Raw genomic sequence first — 14,298 nt, 5'->3', positions numbered from 1 at the left:
CAACGCAATGAGCTCATCGAATAGTATGTATAAACACGATGCATCTGTAATTTAATGCAGGTCATTGGCAGCTAAATAGCGTTCTGCATCGAGTGCTGCCATACAACCGGAACCAGCCGCCGTTACAGCTTGCCTATAGGTAAAGTCCTGCACATCGCCACATGCAAACACACCATCGATGTTTGTCTTAGAACTGCCCGGAATAGTTCTGATATAGCCGTTCTCATCCAGGTTCAGGTAATCTTTAAAGATATCGGAGTTGGGTTTATGACCGATTGCAACAAAAAATCCAGACACTGGAATTTCTCTCACCTCATTGGTTACTACGTTTTTTACACGCACACCTTCAACTGCAAAATTACCCAGCACTTCATCTGTTACGCTATTCCAGAGTATCTCAATGTTCTTGGTTTTCTTTACTCTTTCCTGCATAATGGTAGATGCGCGCATCTCTTCGCGGCGCACAATCATATACACCTTGTTACACAGGTTCGCCAGGTAAGTTGCTTCTTCGGCAGCTGTATCTCCGGCTCCTACTATAGCCACATCCTGGCCTCTGTAAAAGAAGCCATCGCAAACGGCACAGGCAGATACGCCACTTCCGTTTAACCGGGCCTCAGACTCCAGTCCTAACCATTTAGCAGACGCACCTGTTGATATGATTACCGTATGAGCTTCAATTACTTTCTGATCATCTATAATTACTTTATGAGGCAATGAAGAGAAGTCAACAGAAGTTGCTATTCCGTATCGGATATCTGTTCCGAAACGCTCTGCCTGCTTCTTGAAATCTTCCATCATTTGAGGACCATTGATTCCATCAGGATAACCCGGATAGTTTTCGACATCATTGGTGATGGTAAGCTGACCGCCAGGCTGCAGTCCTTGATATAATACAGGTTGAAGACCAGCTCTGGATGCGTAAATAGCAGCTGTATAACCGGCGGGTCCGGAACCTATAATCAGGCATTTAACTCGTTCTATTTCCATGTTGGTTGGGTACTTATCGAAATTTGGATGCAAGTATACAAAAAATATGCTCCTCTGCCTGCATTCTGTCCACGATAATTGGTATTCCTGTATCAGTTACAGCCTTAGAAGCCTTTTATTGCAAACTTATCTACTTATTACACTAATTTGAGCTGTTTCCGGTAAAGGGGAATAACAGGTTGAACAAAAGTATCTTCTATGTTTTGTACAAAAGAAAAAAGCCTGGCTTAGGGCCAGGCTCAGATTCTATTTCCAGTAAAATTAACCTAAATAAGGTTTCAGAGCTTTACTTCTGGAGGTGTGGCGAAGTCTTCTGATCGCTTTCTCTTTGATCTGTCTTACACGCTCACGAGTCAGGTTAAACTTCTCCCCGATTTCCTCTAAGGTTAACGAGTGTTCTCCGTTTAATCCAAAATAAAGTGTAATTACATCAGCTTCACGCTTAGTTAAAGTAGATAGCGCACGCTGTACTTCTTTACGAAGCGAGTCATTCATCAAACCTGTGTCCGGCGACTCTTCATCTTCGTTTTCGAGTACGTCTAACAGGCGGTTTTCTTCACCTTGCACAAATGGAGCATCTACGGATACGTGGCGTCCTGATATTTTCAGAGTATCTACAACCTCTGCGGTTGTTAACTCTAATACTTCAGCGATTTCTTCAGGAGAAGGCTCACGCTCAAACTTCTGCTCCAGTTCAGAGAAAGATTTAGAGATTTTGTTCAGCGATCCCACTCTGTTAAGCGGCAAGCGCACAATACGAGATTGCTCTGCTAATGCCTGCAGAATAGACTGACGGATCCACCAAACGGCATAAGAAATGAATTTGAAACCTCTGGTTTCGTCGAAGCGTTTGGCAGCTTTAATCAAACCTAAATTTCCTTCGTTAATAAGGTCGCCCAGTGACAGGCCTTGGTTCTGATATTGCTTGGCAACCGATACTACGAAGCGCAGGTTGGCTTTTGTTAATTTCTCAAGCGCAAACTGATCTCCTTCTCTAATCCTCTGTGCTAGCGACACCTCTTCATCAGGGGTAAGCAAATCAACTTTACCAATCTCTTGCAAGTATTTGTCGAGGGATTGGCTTTCGCGGTTAGTAATCTGTTTGCTTATCTTGAGTTGTCTCATCAGAGTAGTATATTATTGCAAAAATTGTTAAAATTTCTATTTCGGCTCGGAGTGGTAACACGATAAAACCGCGCAAAGTTCTTACATCTGACAAATAAAATCAAGAACAGAGGCGGTAATGATAAAATAAAAAACTCCCAGAGGCGGTTTAGCAGAGCCAAACAGTCTCCGGGAGAAAAAATTACTTATTGGTTCTGCTGAGGAGCTTCTGGTTTAGGTAAAGCAGCCTTGCGGGATAATTTAAATTTACCAGTCTTCTTATCGATATCGATCAATTTAACTTTAACTTCCTCTCCTATTTCAAGCACACCTTCCATCGTTTCCAGGCGCTCGTGCTTGATTTCAGAAATGTGTAGTAAACCATCTTTGCCTGGCATAAATTCTACGAAGGCTCCGTATGGTTGAATTGATTTTACTTTACCGATGTAAGTCTCTCCGATTTCAGGCTGTGCCACAATGCCTTTGATTTTAGACACAGCTCCGTCCATAGATTCCTGGTTGCTGGCAAAGATATTGATATGGCCTTTTTCATTTTTCTCTTCGATAATGATAGTGGCACCGGTATCTTTCTGGATCTGCTGGATTACTTTACCACCTGGTCCAATAACAGCACCGATAAACTCTTTCTCAATAACCATGTTGAATGAACGTGGTGTATGTGGTTTATAGTCTGCGTTAGGAGCCGCAATAGTTTTGTTCATCTCGTTCAGGATATGCATACGGCCTTCTCTTGCCTGAGCTAAAGCCTGGCTTAGTACGTCATAAGATAAACCTTGCACTTTAATGTCCATCTGGCAGGCGGTAATACCTTTACTTGTACCAGCTACTTTAAAGTCCATATCACCTAAATGGTCTTCATCACCAAGAATATCGGAAAGAACGGCAAAGTTACCTGTCTTCTCATCTGTGATAAGTCCCATGGCAATACCCGAAACAGCATCTATTACAGGAACACCGGCATCCATTAACGCTAAGCTACCGGCACATACCGTTGCCATAGAGGAAGAGCCGTTAGACTCCAGGATATCAGATACTACCCGGATTGTATATGGATTCTCTGCTTCAGGAGGAAGTACTTTTTTAAGCGCTCTTAAAGCCAGGTTACCATGCCCGATCTCACGACGGCCAGGACCTCTGTTTGGCTTCACCTCTCCTGTTGAGAAAGCAGGGAAATTATAGTGTAATAAGAATTTGTTAGAACCTGACACCATGGCGCTGTCAATCATCTGCTCATCCAGCTTTGTACCAAGGGTAACAGTTGTTAAAGATTGTGTTTCGCCACGGGTAAAGATTGCAGAACCGTGCGTTGCCGGCAGGTAGTTTATTTCTGACCAGATCGGACGGATTTCATTTAACTTACGGCCATCCAGACGAACGCGATCGTTCAGGATCATGTTACGCACAGCCTCCTTTTCCACATCGTGGTAGTAGGTCTTGATCAGGTCAACATTAAACTCATGCTCTTCACCTAAAGATTCGATGAACTCTTTCAGAACAGAAGCAAATCCTTCTTTACGCTCTGCTTTGTTAGCACGGCCTCTTTTGGCAACCTCATATGCTTTCTGGTAAGTAGCTTCATAAACTCTTTCGCGCAGCACTTCATCATGAGTTTCATGAGAATATTCACGCTTGGTAAGCTTATCAACCATTTCAGTAAGTTCTAACTGCGCCTGGCACTGAACTTTAATAGCCTCATGCGCAAAGCGGATAGCCTCCAGCATTTCCTCTTCAGAAGCTTCGCTCAGCTCGCCTTCCACCATGGCTACACTATCCATAGAAGCACCAACAATCATATCGATGTCGGCACGCTGCAATTCAGAGGCCTTCGGGTTAATCACCAGCTGTCCATCTATACGTGCTACGCGCACTTCGGAAATAGGTCCGTTGAATGGGATATCGGAAACGGCAAGTGCTGCAGAAGCAGCCAGCGCTGCCAAGGCATCAGGCATGATCTCTGTATCAGCAGAGATCAGGTGTATGGTCATTTGTGTTTCAGCATGATAGTCGTCCGGGAACATAGGTCTCAGAATACGGTCTACCAGGCGTGACACCAGAATTTCGTAATCAGAAAGTCTTGCCTCTCTTTTCAGGAAACCTCCGGGAATTTTACCTGAGGAGGCAAATTTTTCCTGATAATCAACAGAAAGCGGCAGGAAGTCTACCCCTTCGCGGGCATCTTTATTAGAAACAACAGCTGCGAGTAACATGGTGTTACCCATTCTTACTACTACAGATCCGTCGGCTTGTTTGGCTAATTTACCAGTTTCAATAATAATTTCCCTGCCATCAGGGAGTGTAATCGTTTTCGTAATCGCGGTTTGTGACATCTTCTTGTATCGTTTATAGCATCAAAAAAGACAGCAATTGCCCTTTGCAAAGCTGTCGGTACTGGCAAAAAAGGGAGGGAATCGGGGGCACTAGAAAAAGATTAGGGAATTCCTGTAACGAAATTCCCTAACACCATCATTTATTTTCTGATACCAAGCTCGCTAATAATAGCTCTGTATCTCTCAATATCGTTTTTCTGGAGGTAGTTAAGAAGTCTTCTTCTTTTACCTACCAGCTTTAAAAGGCCCAAACGGGTTGCATAGTCCTTTTTGTGAGTCTTAAGGTGCTCAGTCAGGTCGTTAATGCGTGTTGAGAAAAGCGCGATTTGTGACTCCGCAGAACCAGTGTCTGTTGCAGACTTTGCAAAGCCGTGCTTTTCAAAAATTTCTTTTTTCGCTTCAGTAGTTAATTTCATTGGGTATAATAAATATCAATCTGTTTATTTATGGCTTGATACCTGTATAAGCCGCAAAGTTAAAAAATTCTGATCAGAATAAAAAATTATTCTAACATCTTCTTTAAGCTATATCTTAGATTTTGTTTCTGAGCAGGCGGGTCATGAGCTTTCTCCAGAAGTCGATTTCCAGCAAACTGGAGTCGTTCTGAGCCTGGTACAGGAAAAACAATCCGATTGGCAGCAGGATAGCATTAGCGGCCCACATACCTGCCCCTACTTCTACCAATCCTTCGCGTGACCATTTTTCGCCCAGCATCCCCATTACATAGAGCAGGATAAAGAAGGCGATGGATATAATAACCGGCACACCCAAACCTCCTTTTTTAATAATGGCGCCTAAAGGTGCGCCTATCAGGAACATAATCAAAACGGCGGCAGACTGGGTGTATTTCTTCCAAATTTCAATTTCATAGTTGTTGGCTTCGCGCTGGGAATTAGCGACACGATCAACATAACTGGCTGTATAGCTCTTGATGTTGCGTGCCTTGTTGGTTGCACTGCTTAATACGTCAGGCGTTATTCCTCCTATTTTTTTTGCCAACACAGAATCCGGAGCCGGTGCTTTGTCTTTTACGCGTATACCATTCTTTACATCGCCTGTATCTGCTTTAAAATAAGAGTAGTACGGGTCGATGCTTGGAGCAAACATTTGCTTGTCGCGGCTTACCATGGTGCGCAGCGAATCTGTGACCACATGCAGCTGGTCAATGTTCTTCATCATCTTGTTATCGGAAAAGAGCTCCTTTTGCGTTCTGTCAAGATTAAATGACGACAATGGAAAAACAATTTTGCTTTCTTCGAAATTCTGCCGCACAAACTGTTCGTTGGCCGATCGCATGCCCATACCAGCGCCTCTGCCCTGGTCTACATAGGTATTACCTTTAAAGAGCTCTAAAACCAAGTATGTATCGTTATGCTGGGTATACATCTTACCGGAATCGGCCAGAATAACAGTGGTGTTGGAGCCTCCCTTGGAGTGGTCATAGATCATCACGTTCCGGATTCCGCCCTCCTCCAGCTTTTCATTGATCTTTATACTGTAGCCTGGCAGCCCGTTGTAGAAGGCACCTTCCTTAAAGTTCATGGTGGGTTTTTTATGGCGAATATCCCAAAGCAAGCTATAGGCATTCAGGTTAGCTTTCGGCACCATCAGGTTGTTGAAAAAGAACGCTCCCACGGAAAAGAGAAATACCAGGATAAAAACAGGGCGCAGAATACGCGGCAGTGCAATACCAGAGGTTTTGATGGCAGTAAGTTCATGGTGTTCGCCCAGCGTACCAAAGGTCATCAGTGAAGACAGTAGCACTGCTAACGGAAGAGCTACAGGAACCATGTTAAGGCTAAAGTAAAATAACAGCTCAGCGAATACCTCCGCACCCAGGCCTTTGCCTACCAGTTCATCGAGGTACTTGAGCATATACTGCGTAAGCAGAATAAACTCCACTACAGCAAATGTTAAAAAGAACGGCCCCAGAAATGACCGTATGATAAGCTTATCTAATTTCTTCATCTTTAACTTAAGAGCCAATCAGCAGTCGTCGTATTGCCAATAAGCTTTGTTCGTAACGCATCTGCACCAAAAATCGTGCAAAGATAAGCAGTGGAATGAAGAAGAAAGTTTATCCGCCTACAATTTCCCTTAAATTCTGGAGCAAATACTCCCAGAGCTCTGATAGCTCTTCCACATCCTCTTCGTCAGTATAATCTACAACCTTTAAAAACTGCTCTTGTGTCAGCTCGCTGGCTTCAATGGAAAAATCGATATAAGAGGCATCGTGAATCTGATTCTTTTCATCATCCAGAAAAAGGAATCGAACCGAGCGGTTAATGCGGTGTCCCGTAAGAATGGCATAATGGTTCTGCCCGTCCCAGACAAAATTGTACACCTTATCCTCGTTTACTTTTACATCATCGCAAAACCACTGGGCAAGGCCGCTGGCAGTACTCAGGTAAGGATAAAGTAGCTTTGCTGAGGCATTGATCGGGTATTCCCGAACAAACTTGGTTTTTGCAGCTCTCATCATAATATCTTAGGTATGGAAGTTATTGAGTAAGTATAGTATTAATTTCTGACTGTATAAACATTTAGAAAATAAAATATTTTTTTTTGCGTGTTCTTGTTGCGAATACAAAAATTAATCTGCTATATTTGCACCACAATTCGGCGGGGTAGCTCAGATGGTTAGAGCGCAGGATTCATAACCCTGAGGTCGGCAGTTCGATTCTGCTCCCCGCTACAAAGCAAAAAAGCTTGTAAGTGTAAACTTGCAAGCTTTTTTGCTTTGTAAGCCTCTGAATAAAAAAGCCTGCTTACCCGGCATTATACCGGACAAACAGGCTTCCCGCTTTTACAGGTAAGGTACAGGAATCGCTATTTTTTTCCTTTCTTTTTCTTTTTGCTGTTATTAGCTTGGTTTGCCTGTACGTGCTTTTTCTTTTGCTGCCCGGGCGCAAACGCTTTAGCCGATTGATGACCATATATTTTCTTAGCCTGTCCCGGAGGCAAAGAAGTTCTGGTGACTGTGCCAGGATACTTTTTACCTGCGACCGTATTGGTTCGGCAACTGTTTAAGGCAACCAGTAAAGCAAGCGCAAGGCTCAATCTCACAAAAATAAGTCTGCTCATTTCGATGTATATGTTAAGTGGCTTAAATAATTTCTTTTGCTATATAGCCTTTCTACTGCATAAGCAACTATACTGCCAAAAGCATTACTATCTCTTTTATTTTAAGTTTTCTATAACAGGTATGGCCTGCACCAGACTTCTGCTAGGTATAGGTTTCTTATGTCGCCATTATTTAGATACCCACAGCACCTCTTTTAAAGCAACCATTTTAACAGGCATAAAACGAACAGGCCACAGGTACAGCGGCTTACCGCAACTACTGTACCTGTGGCCTGATTACAATATTATTTCAGAAGTACCTACTGTACCTTCTCAAAATTATAAAGCCCTAACACCTCGCTTGTCCAGGCCCTGACTTCCTCAGTTAACTGCGGATCTTTTGCCATAGACCTGCCATAGGTCGGGATCATCTGCTTTAACTTCTCCTGCCATAGCGGCGTTTTTACTTTATCCTTAAAGCATATTTCTAAAAGGCTTACCATAATCGATACCGCCGTAGAAGCACCTGGAGAAGCACCTAGTAAAGCGGCTATAGAACCATCAGCTGCACTTACCACTTCTGTGCCAAACTCCAGTATTCCGCCGTGTTTCGGATCTTTTTTGATCACCTGTACCCGTTGCCCGGCAACTTCCAGTTCCCAATCCTGCATCTTAGCATCCGGGAAATAATCGCGAAGTGCCGCTAAACGATCTTCCGGCGACTGACGCACCTGGTTAATCAGGTAGCGGGTAAGTGGGATGTTTTTATAACCGGCAGCCAGCATGGGCTTCAGGTTGTTCAATTTAACAGAAAGGGGTAAATCCAGCAGAGAACCCTGCTTCAGGAACCTGGTAGAAAAACCGGCATAAGGCCCGAAAAGTAATTCTCTTTTGCCATTGATATACCTGGTGTCAAGGTGCGGAACAGACATAGGCGGAGATCCAACAGCCGCCTTTCCATATACCTTTGCTTCATGTCTTTCAATTATATCCTGGTTCACGCATTTCAGCCACTGACCACTTACCGGAAACCCGCCATATCCCTTGCTTTCAGGAATACCGGATTTCATGAGCAAAGGCAAAGAACCGCCACCTGCACCAATGAACACAAACTTAGCCTTCACTTTTCTTTTTGCGCCGGTAGGAATATGCTTCACCTTCACGGTCCAGTTGCCATCGCTGTCCTGTTTCAGCTTACGCACCTCATGGCTAAAATGCAAGTTTACTCCCTCCTTTTCCTGTATATGATTAAACATGCCACGGGTAAGTGCCCCGAAGTTTACATCTGTACCAATAGGCATGCGTGTGGCTGCCACTTTTTTACCATCATGGCGGTTCTCCATCACTAAAGGCATCCACTCACGAAGCACCTCATGATCTTCCGAAAACTCCATGCCGCGGAACAAGTGCGACGATTGCAGCGCTTCATACCGTTTGCGTAGATAATCCACGTTTGCATCTCCCCAAACAAAACTAATGTGCGGAATGCTTTCTATAAAGTTCAGGGGCAGCCGTACAGAGCAATGCTCTACCAGGTAAGCCCAGAACTGACGGGAAACATCGAAAGACTCTGAAATTTTCACAGCTTTCGAAATATCGATACTGCCATCTGGCAATTCAGGTGTGTAGTTTAACTCGCAAAAAGCCGCGTGTCCTGTACCTGCATTGTTCCAGGCATCCGAGCTTTCAGCAGCTGCGACGTCAAGTCGCTCAAATATTTCAATTTTAATATCAGGCTGTAACTCCTTCAACATCATGCCGAGAGTAGCGCTCATTATACCAGCACCAATCAAAACAACATCAGGAGCAGCCTCATAAGAGTCATTGTTTTTTAACATATTCATTCATCAGCATTAAAAAGGTACTAGTTATTAAATAAGAACTACTACCTGAAATTAAACGATACGTTTTTTCACGTTTTTTGTCGGGAAAGCGAACTGTTTTTATTGAGCCTGGTGCAAATGAAATGGTCTTTTGGCAACAGGTATTCAGCTATTGTACCGCCAATGAAGATTTTAAGATGCCATTAACGATATAATTTGGCCGCAAAACTAAAAATATCTGAAGCAAAAACAGTATGCATGAAGAATTTTTTAAGTTTATTGCTGTTTTGCCGTATAATTGTTTCAGCTTAAGACACCTGGCTTATTGCGTTTAGAACTGCTATAGCTTATTTTTAGCGCCTCCTGAAACATTTACCTAATATTATAAGTCAGGTAAATTTTATAATTACATTTTTTGAATAAAGCTATGTCGGCTTTAAAAACAACTAATGCTTAAAACTGTTTAATTCCGACATAGCCGCTTTATGTAGGGTGCTGAATTCTATCACATTAAGCGACTTATTTAAAATTTTATATAAAAGCAGCAACAAAGCAGAATCGATCCTGTGTTATGATTGATTACTCACTTTTTAATACTGACTGTTTTTATTTTAGATCTAATCACTATAACCTGAATAATATTCGGTATTTTTAAAAGATAGAAGTCTGCCAACACTATGAAAGAAAAGAAAATATTCATTATTGATGATGATGAAATCAGTATCTTCCTTTTAAAGGAATTGCTTTTGACACAATCCATCGGTGACAATGTTTTTACTTTTCTTTTTGCAGAAAAGGCACTGGAAGAAATACGTATCGCTTTGGATACCGACCCTGCCCAGCTGCCGGATATTATTTTCCTGGATTTGAGTATGCCCCAGATGAGTGGCTGGAATTTCCTGGATTCTCTCAGGTTCTATGAAGACAGGATGAAGGGAAAGTGTGTCGTGTATATCATGACATCCGCTATCGATATATCCGAATACAAAAGATCATCAGAATACAAGCTGGTTGGCGGCTATTTTAACAAACCCATTGAAATGGATGCCCTCGATATCATCAGGAAAGATATTTACTCCCGTTAAGCTGCAGTTCTTCTGATAGGAAGAACAGACTGCCTGCATACTGTAAAACATTAAGCGCTGTATTCAGTTTAAATACCAGGCAACCGAAAGCTGCCTATATTAATTTTCTTTAATACGGCAGATTAGTGTTGGTCTAATTTTATTGTTTATACATTTTTCCATAATTTCGCTTTTATTAAGAGATAAAACTACAGACATAAAAAAAGATAAACATGTCAGATACCGCTGAACTAATTTTAGAGGGTAAATCCTACAAGCTACCAATCGTAGAGGGTACCGAAGATGAAAAAGCAATCGATATTTCTTCTCTGCGTGCAGAGTCTGGATATATTACGCTGGACTCCGGTTATAAAAATACAGGAGCAACTAAAAGTGCTATCACTTTCCTGGACGGAGAAAAAGGTATCTTAAGTTATAGAGGCTATCCGATTGAGCAGCTAGCCGAAAAATCGAATTTTATCGAGGTTTCTTACCTCCTGATATACAGAAAATTACCAACGCAGCAAGAACTGGACGAGTTCAGCCACAACATCAAATTTCATACGCTTATTAACGAAGATATGCGTAAAATTCTGGATGGCTTTCCGTCTACTGCTCACCCAATGGGTATTTTGTCTGCGCTGGTAAGCTCTCTTACAGCTTTCTACCCTGAATCGCTGAACCCGAACCAGACAAAAGAAGAAGTGGATCTTTCCATTATCCGCTTAATGGCAAAGCTTTCTACCATTGCTGCCTGGTCGTACAAAAATTCAGTTGGGCATCCGGTAAACTATCCTAAAAACAAGCTGGATTATTGCTCTAATTTCCTGCACATGATGTTTGCTTATCCTACTGAGGAGTATGAAGTAAACCCTGTTGTAGTTGATGCCATCAACAAGCTTCTGATCCTACATGCCGACCACGAGCAAAACTGCTCTACTTCTACAGTACGTCTGGTAGGCTCAGCAAATGCCAGCCTTTACTCTTCAGTATCTGCGGGTATAAGTGCTCTGTGGGGTCCGTTGCATGGCGGTGCCAACCAGGCTGTTATCGAGATGCTGGAGCAAATTAAAGCAGATGGAGGCGACTCGAAGAAGTTTATAGAAAAGGCAAAAGATAAAAACGATCCGTTCCGCTTAATGGGCTTCGGACACCGCGTATACAAAAACTTCGATCCAAGAGCTAAGATCATCAAGAAAACGGCTGATGAAGTGTTAACAGCTCTTGGTATACATGATCCGATTCTGGGCATCGCCAAAGAACTTGAAGAAGCAGCCCTTACTGATCCATACTTTGTAGATCGTAAGTTGTATCCTAACGTGGACTTCTATTCCGGTATCATTTACCGTGCAATCGGTATCCCAACCAACATGTTTACGGTTATGTTTGCTCTTGGCCGCCTACCGGGCTGGATTGCACAGTGGAAAGAAATGCGTGAGAACAAAGAGCCTATCGGTCGTCCTCGCCAGATCTATACTGGTTCTACAGAACGTGATTATGTTGCTATAGAGAAACGCTAAGCTAGGCGGACCTTCAACAGCAAAAAGAAAAGGCCGGCAATTTAATTAAATTGCCGGCCTTTTCTTTTTGCTGTTTTTATAGCATAATTTACAAAATAGTCATTTCGATGCGGCGGTTTAACTGCCGGTTTTCGTCTGATGTATTAGGTTTTACCGGCTTTGTTTTGCCATAGCCTTTCGAGCGTAGCCTCTGGCCACTAACCCCATTCGAAGTCAGGTAATCTGCTACCGCCTTGGCTCTGCGTTCTGATAAAAGCTGGTTGTCCTTATCTGAGCCTACATCATCTGTATGCCCGGATATTTCGATCCTGAGCTCGCTGTTCTGGTTCATAAACCGGATCAGTTTATTCAGTTCCGTCCTGGAGTTTTTATTCAGGTCGTATTTTCCGGTATCAAAGAAAAGGTTGTTCAACACAACGGCCGCTCCTGCTTTTATCGGCTTCAGGTATACATCCAGCGCTACAGGACTTAAGGCCTTCGATGAGGTATAGTCAAAGTTGAGGCTATTCATCATATAGCCAGTTGCGTTCACATAAAAGGCATACTGTTTTCCTTCCGATAACACAGCGGTATATTCTCCAGTAAGTTTATCAGACTTAACCTGCTGCATCAGCGAATCTGTCTCTAAATCGTATACCTGTACCACCGACTCAAGCGGCTTCCTGGTGCTTTCGCTAAAAACCCGGCCTTGGGCGTAGGTACTAGTAAGAGAACTCTTCCATTCCGCTGGCACCTCAAATCCGAAAAGCTTGATTCTTATGTTTCCGGTTGCTGCACCCTCCTGCCTTGAGTAAAATCCAATGCTATTATCCGGAGAGATAAACAAGGAGCCTTCGTCGGCGTGTGTGTTTAACGGGTATCCCAGATTCTTTGGTGTCTGCCACTGCATCTGCCCGTCAAGGGAAGTCATAAATACATCTAAACCGCCTAAACCAAGGTGGCCATCGCTTACAAAATATAAAGTAGAGCCACTGCCATGAATAAATGGTGCCATGTCTCTTTCTGAAGAGTTTACTGTTGGCCCCAGGTTAACAGGTGTCTGCCAGGAGCCGTCGTCATTTAGCTTTGTTACCCAAATGTCTTCTTTACCTATGCCCCCGCCTCTTGTAGATGTAAAGTAAAGCGTACGGCCATCTGCAGACAAGCTTGGCTGCGACTCCCATGCCTTCGTATTAACGGGTGAACCAATATTCTTCGGTTTACTCCAGTCGTTCCCAGTTCTAAACGAAATATACAAGTCACAATCACCCTGACTGTCGGGCCTGTTACAGGAAGTAAACACAAGTGTTTTGCCATCCCCGGAAATAGCTGCCGCGCCTTCGTTCGCAGTGGAGTTTATGGCATCCGATATAGAAACGGGCGCCTGCCACTCCCCCTCCTGGCGCTGACTCACATAGATATTTTCATCATGATCCGGCCTGGTACCCGCCCGGGCAGTATACAGCAGCTGTCGTTGATCTGCTGTAGTAGACGGGAAATACTGAAGTGAGAAGGCATTAACGGTAGCAGATAATTCCACAGGATTGAAAGCAACAGGTTGCTGCATTGCCTGTAGTGCAAACTCAGTGGTTTTTAATTGATTCTGCACATATTCCACCTGCCTGGTACTCTTAGGTTTCGCCTTCAGATAAGCGTTATAATTGTTCCTGGCTTCCTGGTAATTCCCCCTGTCAAAGTACAGTTCAGCTACATCGAAATAACTGTTGGCAAAAGCAGGGCTATGTGGTGCAACAGCCATTCCTTTCTGTAGCTGGTCAAACATAGCCGCTTTATCGCCCATCATTTTGTATAGGTTAGCCGCTTTAAAATAAGCTTCTGGAAAATTAGGGTCCTTTTTAACAGCTTCATTCAAAGCAGCGAGGGCACGATCAAAATCCCGTGCTCTGATATATTCGTCTGCTTTGTTAAATAAAGACTCCGCTTTCTTGGAAGTGGTATTCAGGCTTCGGTTCTGGGCAACTAAAGGGATTGAGGTAGTAAACAGTATAAGCCAGAAGGCAAACAGCAGTCGTTGCATCATGTAATGTTTTGTATTTGTATAGGTGTGCAGTTGTTCAGAGCACAGGGTTCGATATTATTATGACGTATAGTACTTAGATAGCTCACATTATGTTGGCTTTGCCACTAAGCCTGTTCAGGTGGAGGCCTTCAGGCAAAAAAGCAACAGAACACATTTCTTATCTTAACAAGACCATCATCAGGTCGTAAAAAAGAGGCAGCAACTACCAGCTCTTTACCTTTAAACCTCTAAGTTAAAAGCTCAAAAAAGTGTAAGGCAAATAAGCGGTTATTTTGCAAAATTCAAACAAGAAGGTATAGCCAATATGTTCCGGAAAGGCCTAAAACAACAAGCAAAAGCAACTGATATAATTACAACACGAAGCAG

The 14,298-nt window shown here is 43.1% G+C and carries 11 protein-coding genes and 1 tRNA gene; 3 read left to right on the top strand and 9 right to left on the bottom strand.

The window, feature by feature from the left end:
• Positions 1–51: 51 nt before the first annotated feature.
• The 6 genes from trxB to C1N53_RS05390 all read right to left on the bottom strand — a co-directional run bounded on the left by trxB (position 52) and on the right by C1N53_RS05390 (position 6,921).
• Positions 52–990 (bottom strand): thioredoxin-disulfide reductase, encoded by a 939-nt coding sequence (gene trxB / locus C1N53_RS05415; protein WP_137758340.1) that lies wholly within the window; start codon positions 988–990, stop codon positions 52–54.
• A gap of 261 nt (positions 991–1,251) precedes the next feature.
• A complete protein-coding gene (locus C1N53_RS05410) occupies positions 1,252–2,115 on the bottom strand; it encodes an RNA polymerase sigma factor RpoD/SigA (RefSeq protein WP_137758339.1) in 864 nt (287 codons plus the stop codon).
• Between the two features lie 185 nt (positions 2,116–2,300).
• On the bottom strand, positions 2,301–4,442 hold the full coding sequence (gene pnp, locus C1N53_RS05405) for a polyribonucleotide nucleotidyltransferase (RefSeq protein WP_137758338.1): 2,142 nt from the start codon (positions 4,440–4,442) through the stop codon (positions 2,301–2,303).
• A 140-nt stretch (positions 4,443–4,582) separates the two neighbouring features.
• On the bottom strand, positions 4,583–4,858 hold the full coding sequence (rpsO, locus tag C1N53_RS05400; protein WP_137758337.1) for a 30S ribosomal protein S15: 276 nt from the start codon (positions 4,856–4,858) through the stop codon (positions 4,583–4,585).
• 115 nt (positions 4,859–4,973) lie between these two features.
• Entirely contained in the window at positions 4,974–6,410 is a 1,437-nt protein-coding gene (locus C1N53_RS05395; RefSeq protein WP_137758336.1) for an LptF/LptG family permease, read from the bottom strand.
• A gap of 109 nt (positions 6,411–6,519) precedes the next feature.
• Positions 6,520–6,921 carry an START-like domain-containing protein gene (locus C1N53_RS05390; protein ID WP_137761400.1) on the bottom strand — a complete coding sequence of 134 codons (402 nt, stop codon included), beginning with the start codon at positions 6,919–6,921 and terminating at the stop codon, positions 6,520–6,522.
• A gap of 142 nt (positions 6,922–7,063) precedes the next feature.
• Between C1N53_RS05390 and C1N53_RS05385 the strand changes: the two genes are divergently transcribed.
• Positions 7,064–7,137 (top strand) — tRNA-Met (locus tag C1N53_RS05385).
• Positions 7,138–7,271: 134 nt separating this feature from the next.
• On the opposite strand, the gene C1N53_RS05380 is transcribed toward C1N53_RS05385, so the two are convergent.
• Positions 7,272–7,526 (bottom strand): hypothetical protein, encoded by a 255-nt coding sequence (locus tag C1N53_RS05380; protein WP_137758335.1) that lies wholly within the window; start codon positions 7,524–7,526, stop codon positions 7,272–7,274.
• Positions 7,527–7,825: 299 nt separating this feature from the next.
• Positions 7,826–9,343, bottom strand: a complete 1,518-nt coding sequence (locus C1N53_RS05375; protein WP_137761399.1) for a malate:quinone oxidoreductase — start codon at positions 9,341–9,343, stop codon at positions 7,826–7,828.
• A 662-nt stretch (positions 9,344–10,005) separates the two neighbouring features.
• Between C1N53_RS05375 and C1N53_RS05370 the strand changes: the two genes are divergently transcribed.
• Together C1N53_RS05370 and C1N53_RS05365 are read left to right on the top strand one after the other, a co-directional pair.
• Positions 10,006–10,413 carry a two-component system response regulator gene (locus C1N53_RS05370; RefSeq protein WP_137758334.1) on the top strand — a complete coding sequence of 136 codons (408 nt, stop codon included), beginning with the start codon at positions 10,006–10,008 and terminating at the stop codon, positions 10,411–10,413.
• 212 nt (positions 10,414–10,625) lie between these two features.
• Positions 10,626–11,912: a citrate synthase gene (locus tag C1N53_RS05365; protein WP_137758333.1), complete on the top strand. Its 1,287-nt coding sequence runs from the start codon at positions 10,626–10,628 to the stop codon at positions 11,910–11,912.
• An 88-nt stretch (positions 11,913–12,000) separates the two neighbouring features.
• On the opposite strand, the gene C1N53_RS05360 is transcribed toward C1N53_RS05365, so the two are convergent.
• Positions 12,001–13,932: an OmpA family protein gene (locus C1N53_RS05360; protein ID WP_137758332.1), complete on the bottom strand. Its 1,932-nt coding sequence runs from the start codon at positions 13,930–13,932 to the stop codon at positions 12,001–12,003.
• Between the last annotated feature and the right edge of the window lie 366 nt (positions 13,933–14,298).

The organism is Pontibacter sp. SGAir0037 (assembly GCF_005491705.1).
Taxonomy (GTDB): Bacteria; Bacteroidota; Bacteroidia; order Cytophagales; family Hymenobacteraceae; genus Pontibacter.
Note: the sequence above shows the minus strand (reverse complement) of the source record. Positions and strands in the feature narration are given on the sequence as shown.

Coding starts and splice junctions, on each gene's coding strand:
- rpsO (WP_137758337.1), bottom strand. CDS start 4,858: ATGAAATTAACTACTGAAGCGAAAAAAGAAATTTTTGAAAAGCACGGC.
- C1N53_RS05410 (WP_137758339.1), bottom strand. CDS start 2,115: ATGAGACAACTCAAGATAAGCAAACAGATTACTAACCGCGAAAGCCAA.
- C1N53_RS05380 (WP_137758335.1), bottom strand. CDS start 7,526: ATGAGCAGACTTATTTTTGTGAGATTGAGCCTTGCGCTTGCTTTACTG.
- C1N53_RS05360 (WP_137758332.1), bottom strand. CDS start 13,932: ATGATGCAACGACTGCTGTTTGCCTTCTGGCTTATACTGTTTACTACC.
- pnp (WP_137758338.1), bottom strand. CDS start 4,442: ATGTCACAAACCGCGATTACGAAAACGATTACACTCCCTGATGGCAGG.
- C1N53_RS05390 (WP_137761400.1), bottom strand. CDS start 6,921: ATGAGAGCTGCAAAAACCAAGTTTGTTCGGGAATACCCGATCAATGCC.
- C1N53_RS05370 (WP_137758334.1), top strand. CDS start 10,006: ATGAAAGAAAAGAAAATATTCATTATTGATGATGATGAAATCAGTATC.
- C1N53_RS05365 (WP_137758333.1), top strand. CDS start 10,626: ATGTCAGATACCGCTGAACTAATTTTAGAGGGTAAATCCTACAAGCTA.
- C1N53_RS05395 (WP_137758336.1), bottom strand. CDS start 6,410: ATGAAGAAATTAGATAAGCTTATCATACGGTCATTTCTGGGGCCGTTC.
- trxB (WP_137758340.1), bottom strand. CDS start 990: ATGGAAATAGAACGAGTTAAATGCCTGATTATAGGTTCCGGACCCGCC.
- C1N53_RS05375 (WP_137761399.1), bottom strand. CDS start 9,343: ATGTTAAAAAACAATGACTCTTATGAGGCTGCTCCTGATGTTGTTTTG.